Annotated in this window: 13 protein-coding genes; 6 read left to right on the forward strand and 7 right to left on the reverse strand. The window is 71.0% G+C overall.

The genetic code is table 11. The features are described 5' to 3' along the window. Positions 1–15: 15 nt before the first annotated feature. The 3 genes from ACWDSJ_RS12730 to ACWDSJ_RS12740 all read left to right on the forward strand — a co-directional run bounded on the left by ACWDSJ_RS12730 (position 16) and on the right by ACWDSJ_RS12740 (position 2731). The gene (locus tag ACWDSJ_RS12730) at positions 16–1848 is read left to right on the forward strand and encodes a phosphoenolpyruvate carboxykinase (GTP) (protein ID WP_450031652.1); all 1833 of its coding nucleotides are present in this window, start codon (positions 16–18) and stop codon (positions 1846–1848) included. A gap of 251 nt (positions 1849–2099) precedes the next feature. Then, on the forward strand, positions 2100–2291 hold the full coding sequence (locus ACWDSJ_RS12735) for a hypothetical protein (protein WP_387358109.1): 192 nt from the start codon (positions 2100–2102) through the stop codon (positions 2289–2291). A gap of 140 nt (positions 2292–2431) precedes the next feature. After that, a complete protein-coding gene (locus ACWDSJ_RS12740; protein WP_450031654.1) occupies positions 2432–2731 on the forward strand; it encodes a hypothetical protein in 300 nt (99 codons plus the stop codon). A 12-nt stretch (positions 2732–2743) separates the two neighbouring features. On the opposite strand, the gene ACWDSJ_RS12745 is transcribed toward ACWDSJ_RS12740, so the two are convergent. Continuing rightward, entirely contained in the window at positions 2744–3508 is a 765-nt protein-coding gene (locus ACWDSJ_RS12745; protein WP_387358105.1) for a class I SAM-dependent methyltransferase, read from the reverse strand. A gap of 111 nt (positions 3509–3619) precedes the next feature. On the opposite strand from ACWDSJ_RS12745, the gene ACWDSJ_RS12750 reads away from it, so the two are divergent. Then, complete coding sequence (locus ACWDSJ_RS12750) at positions 3620–4804, forward strand: glycosyltransferase family 4 protein (protein ID WP_450031968.1); 1185 nt, start codon at positions 3620–3622, stop codon at positions 4802–4804. Position 4805: 1 nt separating this feature from the next. On the opposite strand, the gene ACWDSJ_RS12755 is transcribed toward ACWDSJ_RS12750, so the two are convergent. Together ACWDSJ_RS12755 and ACWDSJ_RS12760 are read right to left on the reverse strand one after the other, a co-directional pair. Next, entirely contained in the window at positions 4806–5225 is a 420-nt protein-coding gene (locus ACWDSJ_RS12755; protein WP_450031656.1) for a VOC family protein, read from the reverse strand. Positions 5226–5320: 95 nt separating this feature from the next. Beyond that, complete coding sequence (locus tag ACWDSJ_RS12760) at positions 5321–7456, reverse strand: hypothetical protein (RefSeq protein ID WP_450031658.1); 2136 nt, start codon at positions 7454–7456, stop codon at positions 5321–5323. A gap of 84 nt (positions 7457–7540) precedes the next feature. On the opposite strand from ACWDSJ_RS12760, the gene ACWDSJ_RS12765 reads away from it, so the two are divergent. Then, a complete protein-coding gene (locus ACWDSJ_RS12765; protein WP_450031659.1) occupies positions 7541–8938 on the forward strand; it encodes a polysaccharide biosynthesis protein in 1398 nt (465 codons plus the stop codon). Positions 8939–9103: 165 nt separating this feature from the next. Here ACWDSJ_RS12765 and ACWDSJ_RS12770 read toward each other — a convergent pair whose 3' ends face one another. Beyond that, entirely contained in the window at positions 9104–10225 is a 1122-nt protein-coding gene (locus ACWDSJ_RS12770) for a DUF3068 domain-containing protein (protein WP_450031661.1), read from the reverse strand. A gap of 164 nt (positions 10226–10389) precedes the next feature. Here ACWDSJ_RS12770 and ACWDSJ_RS12775 point away from each other — a divergent pair, with 164 nt between their 5' ends. Continuing rightward, a complete protein-coding gene (locus tag ACWDSJ_RS12775; protein WP_450031663.1) occupies positions 10390–11532 on the forward strand; it encodes an acyltransferase family protein in 1143 nt (380 codons plus the stop codon). Here the strand turns inward: ACWDSJ_RS12775 and ACWDSJ_RS12780 are convergent. From ACWDSJ_RS12780 to ACWDSJ_RS12790, 3 genes are all read right to left on the reverse strand, one after another. Then, positions 11453–15892, reverse strand: coding sequence for an alpha-(1->3)-arabinofuranosyltransferase domain-containing protein (locus ACWDSJ_RS12780; RefSeq protein WP_450031665.1), 4440 nt, complete (start codon positions 15890–15892; stop codon positions 11453–11455). The genes ACWDSJ_RS12775 and ACWDSJ_RS12780 overlap by 80 nt on opposite strands. Next, positions 15873–16043, reverse strand: coding sequence for a DUF2613 domain-containing protein (locus tag ACWDSJ_RS12785; protein ID WP_387358091.1), 171 nt, complete (start codon positions 16041–16043; stop codon positions 15873–15875). The genes ACWDSJ_RS12780 and ACWDSJ_RS12785 overlap by 20 nt, the downstream gene beginning before the upstream one ends. Positions 16044–16123: 80 nt before the next feature. Further along, complete coding sequence (locus tag ACWDSJ_RS12790; protein ID WP_450031667.1) at positions 16124–17215, reverse strand: isochorismate synthase; 1092 nt, start codon at positions 17213–17215, stop codon at positions 16124–16126. Positions 17216–17252 lie beyond the last annotated feature (37 nt).

The raw sequence follows: 17252 nt of genomic DNA on the forward strand, positions 1-17252 counted from the left end.
TCAGGAGAGTTTTCGATGACCTCAGTGACCATTCCCGGTCTTCACGGATCCGATGGCACCGCACCGACCGAGCACGCGGGACTGCTCGCCTGGGTACAGGAGGTCGCAGAACTCACCCAGCCGGAGCGCGTCGTCTGGGCGGACGGCTCCGACGAGGAGTGGGACCGGCTGACCGCCGAACTCGTCGCCGCGGGCACGTTCAAGCGGCTCAACCCGAGCAAGAAGCCCAACTCGTTCCTGGCCCTGTCGGATCCCTCCGACGTGGCCCGCGTCGAATCCCGCACGTTCATCTGCTCGCGCGAGGAGTCCGGCGCCGGACCGACCAACAACTGGGTCGCCCCCGACGAGATGCGCAAGACCATGACCGAGCTGTACCGCGGTTCGATGAAGGGCCGCACGCTCTACGTGGTCCCCTTCTGCATGGGTCCGCTGGGCGCCGAGGACCCCAAGCTGGGCGTCGAGCTGACCGATTCGGAGTACGTGGTCGTCTCGATGCGCGTGATGACCCGCATGGGCAAGGCTGCGCTGGAGAAGCTCGGGGCCGACAAGCCGTTCGTCAAGTGTCTGCACTCGGTCGGCGCGCCGCTCGAGCCGGGCCAGGCCGACGTGCCGTGGCCGTGCAACGACACCAAGTACATCACCCACTTCCCCGAGGACCGCGAGATCTGGAGCTACGGCTCGGGTTACGGCGGCAACGCGCTGCTGGGCAAGAAGTGCTACTCGCTGCGCATCGCCTCGGCCATGGCCCACGACGAGGGCTGGCTGGCCGAGCACATGCTGATCCTCAAGCTGATCTCCCCGGAGAACAAGAACTACTACATCGCCGCCGCGTTCCCCAGCGCCTGCGGCAAGACCAACCTCGCGATGATCCAGCCGACCGTGCCGGGCTGGCGCGCGGAGACCCTGGGCGACGACATCGCCTGGATGCGCTTCGGCAAGGACGGCCGCCTCTACGCTGTCAACCCCGAGTTCGGATTCTTCGGGGTCGCGCCGGGCACCAACCACAAGTCCAACCCCAACGCGATGGCCACCATCGACGCGGGCAACACCGTCTTCACCAACGTCGCGCTCACCGACGACAACGACGTGTGGTGGGAGGGTCTGGAGAACGAGCCCGACCACCTGATCGACTGGAAGGGCCACGACTGGTTCCTGCGGGAGACCGAAACGCTTGCCGCCCATCCCAACTCGCGGTACTGCACGCCCATGTCGCAGTGCCCGACGCTGGCCCCCGAGTGGGACGACCCGCAGGGCGTGCCGATCTCGGCGATCCTGTTCGGCGGCCGCCGCAAGACCACCGTCCCGCTGGTGACCGAGTCCTTCGACTGGCAGCACGGCGTGTTCATGGGCGCGACGCTGTCCTCGGAGCAGACCGCCGCCGCCGAGGGCAAGGTCGGCACCGTGCGCCGCGACCCGATGGCCATGCTGCCGTTCCTGGGCTACCACGTCGGCGACTACCTGGGCCACTGGATCAACCTGGGCAAGAACGCCGACGCCACCAAGCTCCCGAAGATCTACTACGTCAACTGGTTCCGCCGCGGTGACGACGGCCGCTTCCTGTGGCCCGGCTTCGGCGAGAACTCCCGCGTGCTGGAGTGGATCGTCAACCGCATCGAGGGCCGGGCCGAGGCCGAGGCCACCGCGATCGGCAACGTCCCCACCGCCGCCCACCTCGACCTGGACAATCTGAACGTCAACCCCGCCGATGTGGACGAGGCCCTGGGCGTCGACCTCGACGAGTGGCGCAAGGAGATCCCGCTGATCGAGGAGTGGTTCGAGTTCATCGGCGACAAGCTCCCCTCCGGCGTCCGGGACGAGTTCGAGGCCCTGAAGCAGCGGTTGGGATAGTCCCCGGCCTAACGCCCGCGCATCTGGGTATTCCCCAGGTGTGCGGGCGTTTCCTTTCCCGGGCCGCGCGCGCTGTGTAAAGATGCATTCGAGGCGGTTGCCCGAGTTCTGGGTGTGTTCTACATCTCATGACTGACCAGTTCGATTGCAGGTAGTTAGCCATTCGAGTGGACTGATTGCCACACCGTTGCTCGCGGGTTCGTCTCCTCCGCGACCGGTCGGGCCGAGCGTGTGAGAGATGGGTGATTGGGATGACCGATCTACAGTTCGACGCACCCCTGGTACCGGAGGCGTTCGATCCGGCCGCCAGCACTCCGCTGCGCCGGGTCGCGCGCCGCCTCGAGGCCGTGCTGCCGCCCGGCTGGGAGGTCGACATCGTCGATCCGTTCCGCGCCGATCACGCCGGGCAGCCCGTGCTTCGGGTGCGCATGCCCGAGAACTGAACGAAAGCCCCAAACCCTACCTGCCGGTTGGCATTTCGCGAAAACGCACTATTGCGTTCCGCGAGCGGTCGGAGCATGCTTGTAGCTATTCGCTCTCAGCCGCTCGATTTTTCAGATGCAATCGCAGGGGAGTCCGAGTCATGGCGGTGCAAGTGGTCGGCCGGTCCTTGATGACCAGCGATCAGACCCCACATCAGGCGAGGTGTGTCGGCATGGGCGGCTGGGTGGTGTCCTTCCTGCCCGGCCGAACCCTCACCCTCGAACAGGCCGCGGCGGCGTTGCAGGCCGCCGAGGCGGTGGCCGCGGTGCGCGCGCTGGCCGACCGGGTCGGGCTCACCCCGCTCGAGACCGTCGGCCTCGCCATGCAGGAGCCACCCTGGAGCGAACCCGCCGTGCACGGCGCGCGCCGGACGTGGCTGCGCGGTCGCCAGGATCGCTGACCCCGCCCGGGTTCAGCGCTTCGCGATCACCAGAACGAGGTTGCTGACCAACAACTCTCGCAGTCCCGGCACCCGCACCAGCCACCACGCCCAGCGCGGGTGATACCGCGGGAACGCCGCGAGCACCTCGCCCCGCCCCCCGAGTCCGTCCGCCCAGCGCAGCCCCGCGGCCGCGGTGACCGCGAACAGCGATGTGCCGAAACGATTCTTGGGTTCGCGGCCGTGTTTGCGCCGATACCGCCGCGCCGCGAACTCCCCGCCCAGATAATGCCAGGGCCCGGTCTCGTGCCCGCCGAACGGACCGAGCCACACCGTGTACGAGAACACCACCAGCCCACCGGGTTTGGTGACCCGCAGCATCTCCTCGGCCATCCGCCACGGATCCGCGACGTGCTCGGCCACATTGGAGGAGACGCAGATGTCGACCGCGTCGTCGCGGAACGGCAGCGCCGTCCCGGAACCGCGCACCGAACCCGGCACCCGCAGCCCGGCCGCGTGCATCTCGGCCGGATCCGGTTCCACCGGCAGGTAGCGCGCGCCCGCCGCGGCGAACCGATCGGCGAAGTAGCCGGGCCCGCCGCCCACATCCAGCACGATGGTGCCGGACAGGTCGCGGCCGGTGAGATCGCGATGGAAGTCGTCGACCAGATCCACGGTGTCTGCGGCGATGCCGCCGTAGAACAGGCCCGGGTCGGTCTGCTCGAACCGGAAACTGCTCAGCAGCCGCAGCGATCGGCGCAGCGTGGCGCGGCGCCCGAAGCGAAGGTCGGTGAGCATGGCGAACCAGTTTCGCACAGCGGCTCGATGAGACCGCCCGCGCCCAAGCTGTAGGGTGGAGCCACTTGTCCCTAGATCATCTGGAGTTGTGCCGTGTCCGATCCCGGCAGAGTGCGTGAGGTGCTGTTGCTCTGCTGGCGCGATACCGGCCATCCCCAGGGCGGGGGCAGCGAGCGCTATCTGGAGCAGGTCGGCGCGCACCTGGCCGCGCGCGGGATCAAGGTGACGCTGCGGACCGCCCGCTATCCGGGCGCGCCCCGGCGCGAACGCCGCGACGGCATCGAGATCAGCAGGGCGGGTGGCCGTTTCAGCGTCTATCCCCGCGCGCTCGCGGCCATGCTGCTCGGCCGGGCCGGTCTGGGTCCGCTGCGCGGGCTGCGCCCCGACGTGGTGATCGACACCCAGAACGGCATTCCGTTCTTCGCCCGCCTCGCCACGCCCGCGCCCGCGGTGGTGCTGGTGCACCACGGACATCGCGAACAGTGGCCGGTCGCCGGTCGGCTCGTCGGGCGGATCGGCTGGTGGATCGAGTCGCGGCTCTCGCCCCGGGTGCATCGGCACAACCAGTACCTGACGGTGTCGCTGCCCTCGGCCGAGGAGCTGGCGACGCTCGGGGTGAACCGTGCCCGAATCGCGGTGGTGCGCAACGGCGCCGAGCCCGTTCCGGCGCTAGCCCCGACCGGTGCGGGCGCGACCCGCACCCGCCATCCGAGCATCGTCGTGCTGTCCCGGCTGGTGCCGCACAAGCAGATCGAGGACGCCCTCGCGGTGGTCGCCGGGCTCCGGCAGCGCGTTCCCGGGCTGCGGCTGGACGTGATCGGCGACGGCTGGTGGGCCGACAACCTGAAAACCCGTGCGCGCGAACTGGATATCGATGACGCCGTCACCTTCCACGGCCACGTCGACGAGTGCCGCAAACACGAACTGCTCGCTCGCGCCTGGGTGCACGTTTTGCCCTCCCGCAAGGAGGGCTGGGGCCTGGCCGTGATCGAGGCCGCCCAGCACGGTGTCCCGACCGTCGGCTACCGCGGCTCGCGCGGCCTGACCGATTCGATCGTCGACGGCGTCACGGGCTTGCTGGTGGACGACGTCACCCACCTCACCACCGCGGTCGGCGACCTCCTCGTCGATTCCCAGGAGCGCACGGTGATGGGCGAGAAGGCCCGTGCCCGCTCCCGCGAATTCTCCTGGGAGCAAACGGCGAACGGCGTGTACGAGGTGCTCGCGGCCGCCGTGCGGGGCGAGTTCGCCTCCGGCCTGGTCACCGCGCGCTCGGACAGCGACCGCGCGGCCTGACCTATTCCTCGTTCGGGTCGGCGACGAAGACGCAGAACGGATGGCCCGCGGGGTCGGCGAAGACGTAGAGCGGCTCGGCCGGATCGTCGAAACGGTCCAAGAGCAGTGTCGCGTCGAGTTCGAGGGCCCGATCACGTTGCGCGACAAGCTCGTCGGTGCTCGTGACGGTCAGATCGAGGTGAAGTTGTTGCGGCACTCCGGGTTCCGGCCAGGTCGACGCGGGCAGGTCCGGGACCCGCTGGAACGCGATGCGCGCCGTGCCCGCCGGATCGCGCAGCACGAGCCAGTCCCGTTCCACGGCGTCGGGCGGTTCGTCGCCCGCCCGGTATTCGTAGCCGAGCAGGCTCCGATAGAACTCGGCGAGCCCGCGCGCGTCGGTGGTGTCGAGGACTATCGATCGGAGCGTGGGGTAGCTGGTCATGGCCGTATTCTCTCGGATGGACCCGAGCCGACCCCAGGCTGGCGAGAAGGCGATCCCGTACGCCGACGCCGCCGAGGTGCTCGCGGCCCGGCTGGTCACCGCCGTGCAGGCGACGTTCTCGCGCGCCGGGCCGTCGACCACACCGCGCCGCCGAGCAGACACAGCGCCCAGACGAGGTGGGCGGCGATGGCGAGGGCGCGGTGGGTGGCATCGGACGGGCCGTGCGGATCGATCGGCCCCGGCACCCGGTAGAGCGCGAGGTCGGCGTCCGCGTAGCGTGAATCCAGTTGGGCCAGTGTGGTTTCCGAGGCGCCGAGCGGGCCCGGGGTGGTCTTCTCGACCAGCACCCAGCCGACGCCGCGGGCGGCCAGTTCGCCCGGCGCGGCCCCGTTCGCAAGCAGTCGCTCGACGTCCCGCGCCCGGCCGCCCTCGCCCGCCACGACGCGGCCGCGCACGGGAAGTTCGCCCGTTTGCAGCACATCGCGCGGCAGGAGGCGCGGCGCGGGATCGAGCACCGCGACCCGGCCGCTGAAGGGGAATCGGCGGAACATGCCCGCGGGCAACACCGCCACATCCCCCGGCCCGTCGATCGCGGCCGCCACCCGCTGCCATCCGGCCGGATAGTGCACGGGCCGCAGCGCCCCGCCCACTCCCCAGGCCAGATCCGGCAGGGTGACGAGCGGCACGGCGACGAACAGTGCCGCGACCAAGGGCACCGCCTCGACCGCCGGGGCCCGGTTCCGCACGGCGGCCGCGACTGCGCGACAGCCCGCCGCCGCGCACACGGTGTAGGCGGGCACGGCCAAGGCCACGTACTTCTGGGTGTCCCGCAACAGCCCGGCCCCCGGCACCCGCGTCACCAGCCATTCCCCGACCGCCAACCCCCACCCCGTGGCTCCCAGCGCGGGCATCACCACGGCCACCGCCGCGATCACGAGCAGCGCCCGCCGCAGCCGCCGGGTCCCCGGATCACCCGCGGCGGCCACCGCCCGCACCCCGCTCGCCACGAGCAACACCAACACGACCGTGGCGACCAGCGCGAAACCCGTTGTGCGCGAAGCCGGTACGGCGTCGCCATTCCAGATCCCCCCGAGCCCGGCAAGACTCCCCAACGTCCCGAGCCCCGGTTCGGCCCGCGCCGCAAAGGCCACAACCCCCGCCGGATCCGAAGGTTCGGCCCCACCCCCCGACAACCCCGCCCCCACCAACCAGGGCGCGGCAGCCACCACCCACAACCCCAGCACCCCGAGCACATTCCGCCGCCCCACCACAACCACCGCGACAATCCCCGCCAACAACGACCCCGTCGGCGTCAATCCCGCGACGGCGAACCACCCCGCCAGCCCCGCCCACTCCCGTCCCGTCCCGGATTCCACTTCCCGGCGCGAGCCGCTCCACCCGTCGCGATTGCCCGTGAGCCGAGAGTCGTAGCGCCGCTGAACCTTCGGCGCAAGCCATCGGCGTCCATTGGCCCGTCGACGTGACGCCCCGCCGCCCCCCACCGTCGCCGAACCCACTTGGCCGACCTCACGACCCGGGCCGCTGAATTCGCCGCCGTGGTCGTGGTCGACGTGCTGGCGGTCGCGCACGTCGAACGGCCGCGGGGCGCGACGGAACCAGCGGCCCGGTTCCGGCACCCTGTTCGTCGCGGATGTCGAATCGGCCTGCTGGGTCTGGTGATTCGGGCCGCCGGAGTCGTGGTGGCGTTCAGGGTGCTGGCGGGGAGCGCGGCGGAATCTGCCGGTGGTGTCCGTGCGCGAGCGAATGCGCTGGGCCGCCAGGGCTGTCCACGGCAGTGCGGCGTAGCCGGTGAGCAGGCTCCAATGGCCCTGTAGAAGTCGTTCGGCGACATAGGGATTCCAGATGGCCAGTGTGGCGGCGACCAGTTGCGGGCCGAGGGGGGCGCGTAGGGTGCGGCGGGTGAGGACCGCGGCTCCCCAGCCAGCGGCCCAGAGGGCGGCGACGAGAACGGCCTTGACGACGAGACCGCCGTCCACGACGGTCGACAGGGCGGCCAGCAGTCCGTCCTGGGGGACCGCTCGGGGGGCGGCGTCGCCGAGTCCGAGGGCCGCGTCGGTGGGGTAGGAGCGGGGGGTGCTCACGGCGTCGCGCAGCAAGAGGTAGCCGGGCGCGAGCAGGGGGCCGACGACGAGCAGGGCGAGGGCCAGGCTCCAAGCGGCCGGGAGCCACTGCCGCCGAGGGCCGCCGCCGTCCCGATCACCCGCCGTCACGCTCAGCCACCCTACGTGCCGCCCGATGCGGGGTGGCAGCATGGCGGGGTGCCTGCCTCGCGTCGTCTGCCCATGGTCGCGGACATGACCCTGGTGACGGCGGGTGCCATGGTCGCCAATGTGGCGGGTTACCTGCTGCAACTGCTGGCGGGCCGTTGGCTCGGCGTGGCCGGGTACAGCGAATTCGCCAGCCTGCTGGCCGTTCAGCTCCTGTGCGCCGTCCCCGCCCTGGCCCTGCAGAACGTGATCGCCCGCGAAATCGTCCGGGGCATCCCCGTTTCCGAGGCCCGCGCCCTCGGCTACCGCTGCGCCGCCCTGGTCGCCCTCCTCGCCGCCGCCCTCACCCCCGCCGCCGCCCTAGCCCTCCACGTCCCCGTCACCGCCGCCGCCGCGGCCCTCGTCTCCGCCCCCATCCTCGTCCTCATCTCCGCCGATCAGGGCATCCTCCAGGGCACCCACCGCTTCCGCCCCCTGGCCAAGGTCCTAGCCCTGACCGGCACAGCCCGAGTAACCCCCGCCCTCCTCACCCTCGCCCTGGGCGCCACCACCACCCCCACCCTCACCGCCGCCGCCTTGGGCCTCACGCTCGCCGCCCTCTACGCCCACACCCAAAACCCACCACCCCAATCCGCACCCCCTATCCGAATCCGCACCCCCTTCAAGCCCCCCCAAGGGGTGCGGATCCCAATAAAGAGTGCGGCGGAACCCACCCCAACCCCGGACCCCGCCCCACCCCAGGAGCACCCCCACCAAGCTGAGGCAACTCCAGCCGCACCCTTTATTCGAATCCGCACCCGTTTCAGAGCCCTGCAAGGGGTGCGGATGCGAATAAAGGGTGCGGCTGGGTTGCCGGGCATTAGGGGGAGTGGCCGTGGGAGGCGGGCTGGGGTGGGGGCGGTGGTGCGGGCGGCGCAGGTGCAGGCGGCGTTGATGGCGTTGTCGTCGGTGGATTTGATTGTGGCGCGGGTTGTTCTGGGGGAGGTGGATGCGAGTCGGTATGCGTTGGGGGCTATCGCTACCAAGATCGCGTTCTGGTTGCCGCAGGCCGTGGGGGTGGTGTTGTATCCGCGGATGGCTCGGCCGGGGCATTCGGCTCGGGCCGTGCGGGACGCGTTGGGGGTGTTGGCCGGGATCGGGGTGGTGGCGGTGGTGGGAGCGGCCGTATTGGCGCCGTTGGCCCCGTTGTTCGCGGGACGGGATTACGCGCCGATCGAGGGCTTGCTGTGGTTGTTCGCCCTCGACGGGGCCCTGCTCGCGTTGCTCCAGGGGGCCTTGCTGTCTGCCATCGCGGTCGATCGGACGGCTCCGGCCGTCCTCACCTGGGTGGGCCTGGGGATCGAAATCGCCTTGGCGCTCACCGTGATTCACTCCCTCCCCGCCTTGATCGCGCTCACGACCGCCGTCACCGCCACGGTCACCGCCGCCCTCATCGCCTTCGTTCTGTCCACCCAGCCGAAAACGCTTGCAAGTCAACAGAGTTGAGTTGACGTACGCCCGACCGAACAAGCCCTGCGCTCAGGTTACGCCCACCGCCGAACGCCGCGAGATGCCGCCGCGACAGCAACCACATACCGCAGCCGGAGCACTGAACCCCGAAAACAAAAATGACCCCCCGGAGACACTCTCCGAGGGGCCACCACCCAACCCCTAAAGCCGCCGCCCCATATCAATCTGCTGGGTCGGATTGTCATCAGCGACCGTAGCCCCACCGGCCGGCCGTTTCCGCACCACCCGCCCCGGCTTGTCATCCCCGCCCCCGAGCAACCCGAGCACGATCCCCGCGATCAACAGCACCGCCCCGATCACCCCGAGCACGATCGGCAACACCCGGCTGTACAGCGAGATCTCGTCGCTGTACTTCTTCGCCTCCGCGATCTGCGAGTCGATCGTCTTGTCGTCGAACACCACATTCGACTTCAGCGCGGTGACCTCGGGCTTGTCACCCGAACGCGCGTAGAAGATATTGAGCTGCTCGCCGCCCTTGATGACCGTGCCGGTCTTGGGCTCGACCCACACGTCGCGGGTGTTGGAGTAGAAGCGGTCCATGGTCACATCCCCGTCACCCTCGACGCCCCACTTGGCGGCGGGCAGGGTGAGCCGGTTGGTGGGTGAGTTGACCACCTTGGCCAGATCGGTGACGGGGACCTGCTGCTGGAAGTGGTAGACCTTCAGATCGTTGATCTCGGTCTCCTCCAGGAACTTGATGTCGAAGGTCTTGCGCACGTTCAGATCGAAGTAGGGGTAGTCCTTCTTCTCCGTGCCGATCGGGAAGCGGTACTGCAAACCGGTGTGCTGCACCGGATCCGCGACGCTCTCACCCTTGCTGTTCACCGTGACCGCGATGGAACCGTTGGGGTCCGAATCGATCGGCATCCCGGTCTTGCGGTCGATGGTCACCCGGTCGATGGTCGCGGTGAGCAGGCCGGTGTCGCCCTGCTTGTCGATGCGTCGCAGCGTTTGACCGGCCTGAATGGTCATATTCTTCTTGTCCGACGGATCCTCGACGGTGAGGAAGCGCTGCGAGATCAGCGAGACGTTCTTGTCGACCTTCGCCGGATCCGTGCCCGAGGTCAGCGACTTCGAGTCCAGCACCTCGCTGGGCGCGTTCGGATTGTTGGTGGCGATGGTCGTGATCTCGAGATCGAGGGGAGTCTTGGCCAGCTGTGAGACCGCATACGTGGGGGTCAGCACTGCCGCGACGATCAGCAGCGTGCCGAGCCCTACGAGCACGCAGGCCACCGTCCTCTTGGTACCGGCACCGAGTGCCATGCAAACTCTCCTCGTCGTCGAACAGGCCGTTACCGGGCGGTCACTGCCGCCGTGAGCCCCGACACTAACAGCCGCGCACCCTACAGTGGCGAGCCGAGTGCCGAAAGTTCCCGAATCCGAGTGGGAATTCGCGCGCCCGCTGTTACCGGGCACACTGGAGCGCGATGACAGCCACCGTGACCGACGCCGCCGCACCGATTTCCCCCGCGCCCGCGCGGGTGGCGCCGCGCGCGTTCGTGCCCGCGTTGGAGGGGATGCGCGCGCTGGCGGCGCTGGGAGTGTTGTTGACCCATGCGGCGTTTCAGACCGGCGCGACCTCCATGCCGGTGCTGGGCCGGGTGTGGGAGCGCTTCGATATGGCGGTGGCCGTGTTCTTCGGACTGTCGGGCTTCCTGTTGTGGCGTCCGCACGCGGCCGCCGCGCGGGGCCGGGGCGCCGCGCCGTCGGCGGGTCGCTATCTGCTGCATCGCGCGGCCCGCATCCTGCCCGCCTACTGGGTGGTGGTGTGCGCGGTGCTGATCCTGCTGCCGTCGGCGGCGGCGTCGGCGGGTTGGCGGGTGTGGTTCGCGAATCTGGCTCTGGTGCAGGTGTTCGTGCCGTTGACGCTGACCGACGGGCTCACCCAGATGTGGAGCCTGTCGGTCGAGGTGGCCTTCTATCTCGTCTTGCCGGTGCTGGCGTGGGCGCTGGTGCGGCTGCGCTCGCCGCGCTGGCGGGTGGCGACGGTCGCGGGGCTGGGGATCGTCGGCCTCGGCTGGAATCTGGTGCCGGTGCCGACGCCCGACGCGATCCACGCCGACAACTGGCTGCCCGGCTATCTACCGTGGTTCGCGGCGGGCATGGTGCTCGCCGAACTGGTCGAGGACGAGTCGCCGCGCGCGTGGCGGATCCTCGGAAACCGTTGGGCCATGTGGTCTCTCGCGGTGGTCGCGTTCGCGCTGGCCGCGACCGAACTGGCCGGACCGGTCGGGCTGACCCGCGGCGAGCCGTGGCAGTACGTCGTGAAGATGGGGCTCGGCGCGCTGATCGGGTTCGGCCTGCTCGCCCCCCTGGTCCTGGGCGACGGGCGGCACCGCTGGCTGGAGAGCCGCGTGGCCGCGACTTTGGGCCGCTGGTCCTACGGCATCTTCATCTGGCATCTGGCGGTGCTGGCCATCATCTTCCCGGTGTTCGGCATGATCCCGTTCGCGGGCGGCTTCCTGCACGTCCTCGTCCTGACCATCGCGTTCACCGTCCCCCTCGCCGCCGCCAGCTACGCACTCGTGGAAGAACCCGTCCGCCACTGGGTTCGCCGCCGTTTCGGCTGAGCGCCGCCAGCCCCGCGGCCACCACCGCCACCAGGGCCGGGAACTGCACCCACAACGACCCGCCCATATACCCTCCGGGCGCACGCCACGGCCCCGTCGACAAGGCCGCCGCCGACACCGCGGTCCCCGACCCGGCCAGCGCCACCCACACCCGGGGCATCACCGCCGGGAAGAGCCACGCCGCGACCAGCCCGGCCCCCGCCAACCCGACCCCCACCGGGCCGGAGATCACTCCCGCCGCCGCGACCAACCCCACCGCTCCCACGACCCGAGCCCGCCACGGCCGCGGCGGCTCGCCTGCGGCTGCCCCAGGCCGCGAATCATGATGCGGCAGTTCGTCTTCCGCCGTCCGTGCCGACGCCGGCGCCCGATCCGCCCGAGGCGGGAAGCCGTCGCCAGCCGTCGTCCGACTAAACGCCGACGAATCCGCCTGCGGCAGTGGTTCTTCCGTGGCGACGGCGTCCGCAGTCCTACTCGTTGCCTCCGGCGGACGAGCGGTGCCTCTCCGTCGCCGCCCCGGAATCGCCAACGCCAACAACGGAATCAACAACACCAGCCCCCCGAAAATCGCCCACCGGTACCAGCGATCCACGGGAAAGTCGATGGTCACCGGCCCGGCGGCGTCGGCGGGCAGCAGCCAGCCCTGTTCCCAGCCGTCCACGACGATCGGGGTGAGGACGTGCCCGTCGCCGGTCCGCGCCCGCCAGCCGACATTCGTGCTCAACGGCAGGACCAGCAGCCGGGTGCCGGGCGGAGCGGCGACGGGCTGGGTGACGTCGGAGGTGCGGTCCAGGCGCAGTTCGTCGACGGAGAACAGGTCGCCGGGGGAGACCGCGGTGTCGACCCGGCCCACGGGCAGCTCCACCGGATCGCCGTCCCCGGCGCAAACCCGCGCGGGAACCGGTGCCCCGGAACGCAATTGGTCCATCGTCGCGGTCACCGACGTGTGCACGACGCGCCCGGCCACCATGAGCGTCGGCCCGTGCTCGCAGTCGACGGTGACGGGCCGGTCCGGCCCGCCGGACGGCGGCAGATCCGGCCCCAGCACCGCGACCTCCGCCAGCCCCGGCGGCTGCTCCTGCGTGAAACCCAGTGCGTTGCGGTCCAATACGGGCTTCCAGCTGTCGATGCTCAGCTCGATCCGATCGGTGACCCGCGGCTCCAGCGGCACCCGCACCGGCGTCCCGGGCTCGGCGTCCGGATCGATCTCGCGCACCTGCGGCCCGTCGCCGAGATTCACCGCGACGGAGGTGGGCCGCGCGGGCAGCGCCCCCGGAGACGGCGTCACGTCCAATCCGGTCACCAGCTCCGCCCGCGGCAGCCACAGGGTCAGCGTCGGCTTGGCCCCGGCCGGAGCGCGCACATCCTCCTCGGGCGCGATCCAGCTCGTGCGCGGATCGCCGTCGGTCGCCGCGAACGCCGATCCGCGCAGATCCGCGACATCGGCCTTGCCGCGGGCGACGGGCCGGTCGGGATCGGTGAGCAGCGCCTCGAGCGCGGGCCCCTGCCGCGCGCGGACGGTCAGCCCCGGCGTGACGGTCATGGGTTCGGGCACCTGGAGGGTCCGCTCGAACGCCCCCGGTTCCTCGGCGGGCAGGCCCAGCCCCTTACTGCACCGCACCCGGTCGGGTGCGTCGAAACAGCCTGCGCGCCCGGGGAATTCCTGCCCCAGACTCCATCCCCGCACGCGCGTGTCCGCCGCCACCGGCGGCAGCACCGTGCGATGCCGGATCTCCACCGCCCGCGGATTCTCCCGATCGGCGTAGTCCTCGAGAGAGATCTCGCTGATCCCGAACTGTCCACCGCCCGTGCCGTTCTCGGTGCGGGTCGCGGTGACGGTGAGCCAGTCGGTGCTGCCCGGCGGCAGCGAAACCGTCACAGGCGCACCGGGTTCGGTGATGCGCGCGGCGACCGTACCGCCCGCGGTGCGCACCTCGATCCACTTCACGGGATCGCCGATGGCGGCCGGACTGGTCGTCACATGCAGCACCCCGACCCGGACCGGCTGTGCCAGCTGAAGCCGAAGCCATTGCCCCACAGCGGTTTCCGCGCTGTTGCTCAGCCAGGCCGTGGTCGGATCGCCGTCGACCGCGGCGGCGGTGGAACTGCCCGGCGCGGACCCGCCGAGCTGGGTGGCGTCGGCGGCCGAGCTCGACGCGGTCACCACGGCCCCCGACCATTCGCCCTCGACGAGCCGTTCGCCCGGCACCGCGTAGTCCGGCACGAGGTTGTGTGTCCGGCGGGCGTCGGTCGGCGCGCGCAGGGCCGAGTTGTGGTTGTCCACCTTCCCGAAATCGGTTTCGCGATCCATCGGGGTGTCGGTGACCGTCACCGACGGGTTCGCCAGCCCCGCCTGCCGCGCGTCGGCGGCCAGCAGGGCGGGACCGTTCGGCGCGGCGGCCGTGCGGCGCAGCCGTTCCAGCACCTCGGGTCCGCCCTGCACGACGGGCACCGAACCGAGCGGCACCGTGTAGGCGCCGGGGAACGATCCGGGAGCGCCTGTCCCGCTGCGCGGTTCGACGGGCGTGCCGGGCCGCGGGGTGGTCACCCGATAGATCTCGATCGCCGGATACGTCGGCCGCAGATCACCGTCGGTGACCAGCCCGTCGCCGTGTCCGACCTCGATATCGTTGCCGAATTCGGCGACCTTCGTCAGCCCCGGCGAACCCTCGATCGCCGCGTGCGCCAGCATCGGGCGGGTCGAGCGCGAGGTGTCCGGGTCGAGATCGTTGCGCAGCACCAGGATTCCGATGCCCTGATCGATCAGGGTCGGCGCGAGCGCGGTCGAGGCCCGCCCGTCGGCGATGAGCCGCTGCACCGAATCCATGGCCCGGATCGCGCCCGGCGGGGTGAGCGGCACCGCGTCGCGCACCGCCCACGGGGTCGTGGCCAGCGCCTGCAACGGTTCGTCGCGGGTCAGTCCCCAGATCTGACTGCCGAACGGCGCGCCCGGCACCACCAGCGCGCGGGTGTCGGAGGCGTTGTGCGCCAGCCATTGCGCGGTCTGCCGCCAGTAGCCCGGTACCGCGTCGTACGCGCCGCGCGGGGCGAGTCGGCTGGTCCACGCCAGCGAGGTCGCCAGCGTCAGCGCGGCCAGGATCAGCGCGGTGACCGCGACCATCCGGTCCCGCTCGGGATGGGCGAAGGCATTGCGCCACACCGGCATTCGGACCGACGCGGGCAGCGGCACCCGGCGCAGCAGATGCGCCAGCCCGACCACCAGCGGAATCCGGATCAACGGTTCGAGCTTGTGCACATTGCGCAGCGGCGCGCCGCCGGAATCCAGGAACATCCGCACCGATTCGGCGAACGGCCCGCCCAATTGCCCGGCGTATCCGGCGCAGATCCCGACCAGTCCCACGATCAGGACGAGGGTGAACCGGCCGCGGCACGGCATGGACCGCAGGGCGAGCCCGGCCGTCCCGGCCGCCGCCAGCAGTCCGGTCGCCAGCACCGCCGCGGGCTGGGTGACCAGCACCGCCCCCGCGATCCGCTCCGGCGAGACGAACGGCGTCCAACTGTCGGTGCCGCGCAGCACCTCACCCAGCGACGCCCACTGGGTGGTCACCCCGGAGGATTCGATGTAGTCCAGGAACGGCGGACTCACCTTGCCGAGCACCAGCAGCGGCACCACCCACCAGCATGTGGCGAGCACCAGCAGCGGAAGCCACACCCGGGTGAAGCGCCACCAATTCCGGTCCGGCCGATACGAGATCCACCACAGCGCGGCGGGCAGGAACGCGGCCGCGGTCGCCACCGCGTTCACCGCGCCCATCAACGCGAGCGCGAGCGCGCTGCCCGCGGGTGAGGCCGCGCCCCGGCGCGGCAACCGCATGCGGCCCAGCGCGGCCGGGGCCAGCAACACCCAGGGCGCGAGCATCATCGGCAGCGTCTCCGAGGAGATCGATCCGATGGTGGTCAGCACGCGCGGCGACAGCGCGAACGCCACCGCCGCGACCACCCGCGATCCGCGCGAGCCGATGCCCAGCGCCTCGCACAGCCGGACGATCCCCCAGAAGCCCGCCAGGATCAGCAGCGCCCACCAGATCCGCTGGGTCACCCACGCGGGCAATCCGAGCACATGGCCGAGGGAGAAGAACGCGCCGTGCGGGAAGAAGTAGCCGTACGCCTGATTCTGCACCTGCCCCATCGGGGCCTGACTGCTCCACAGGTGCGCCGCGCGGGCCAGGAAGCCCAGCGGGTTCTGGGCGAGATCGTATTTCGTGTCGGCGACGGTGTTTCCGGGCGCCTGCGCGAAGGTGAGCAGGAACGCCGCGACGACCGTGCCGACGACCCAGCGCGCCCCTAGCGGTGCTGCCGGATCGACGCGAGAGGGCGAATCAGCGTGCGCCGTACTCAACGTTGTTGAGCAGCGACGAGGAGGCGTTGCCGCTGCGATCCACCTCGGGCCGCGAATTCTGCTGCGCCGCCAGCGTGATGACGAACACCGCGACGGCACCGAGCACAGCCCCGGCGACGGCGCTCGCTACCCCAGGAACGGCAAACTTCATCGCGGCACTCCCACATGGTCGACACAGTCGTATTCCGAGCCAACCTACAACATGGCGTACGGACCGGGCAGTCGGGCGGGTCAGGCGGGCGGCAGTTCGCAGCGCAGCCCGCCGAGCAGAGTGCGCAATTTGGCCGTGGTCTCGTCGAGTTCGGCCCGGGGGTCGGAGTCGGCGACGATGCCGCCGCCGCCGAACGCGCGGACCGTGCGGCCGTCGGCGGACAGTTCGGCGCACCGGATCGCCACCACCCACTCGCCGTCGCCGCGGCCGTCGCACCAGCCGACCGCGCCGCCGTAGAAGCCGCGGTCCTCCTCCAGCCCGGTGATCGTCTCGAGGGCCAGTTCGGTCGGGGTGCCGCAGACGGCGGGGGTGGGATGCAACAGGACCGCCAGCTCGAGCGCGGTCACCTCCGGATCGCGCAGGCGCCCGCGGATCGGGGTGGCCAGATGCCACACCTCGGCCGTGCTGATCAACTCGGGCTCGGCGGGCACGTCGAGTTCGGCGCAGACCGGGGTGAGGCGCTCGCGGATCCAGTCGATGACGAAGGCGTGCTCGGCGCGATTCTTGGTGCTGGCCAACAACTCTCGCGAACGCTCGGCATCGATCCCCGGATCCGGATGCCGGGGGGCGGTGCCCGCGAGCGGACGCAGGGTGACGGTATCGCCGTGCCGCGCGACCAGCACCTCCGGCGTCGCGCCGACCAGGGTCGCGCCGGGCCGCCCCGCCGGACCCAGATCGACGGCGAAGACATTGGCCCGCGGATGCCGTGTCAGCAACCGCGCCGCCACGACCACCGGATCGAGCGGGGCGTCCGCGGCGAGCAGCAGTGAGCGGGCCGCGACCACCTTGCGCAGCGGCTGCCCGGGATCGGAGAGCTGCTCGACGAGTTTCGTCACGCGCGCGACATGTTCGGCGGGACTGGGCATTTCGGTGACCACCCGCACCGGCGGCGGCTCCGGCGGCGCGGCCGGACGCCACGGCCCGGCGGTGCGTTCGGCGCGCTCGGGCTCGCACAGCGCGGCGCGTTCGCGGGGGTCGAACGCCAGCGCCCCGACCACGAGCCCGGCTCCCGCGCGCAGTGCCGTGGCGGCCCGCCCGGCGTCGTCGAAGGTGCGCCGGATTCCCGACGTCCGGATCACACCTCCGGGTTGCGCGAGGAGAAAGCCGTCCATGACCCGACCATAGCCCCCGCATTCCGCCCGAACGGCC

Source organism: Nocardia sp. NPDC003482, from assembly GCF_053588115.1.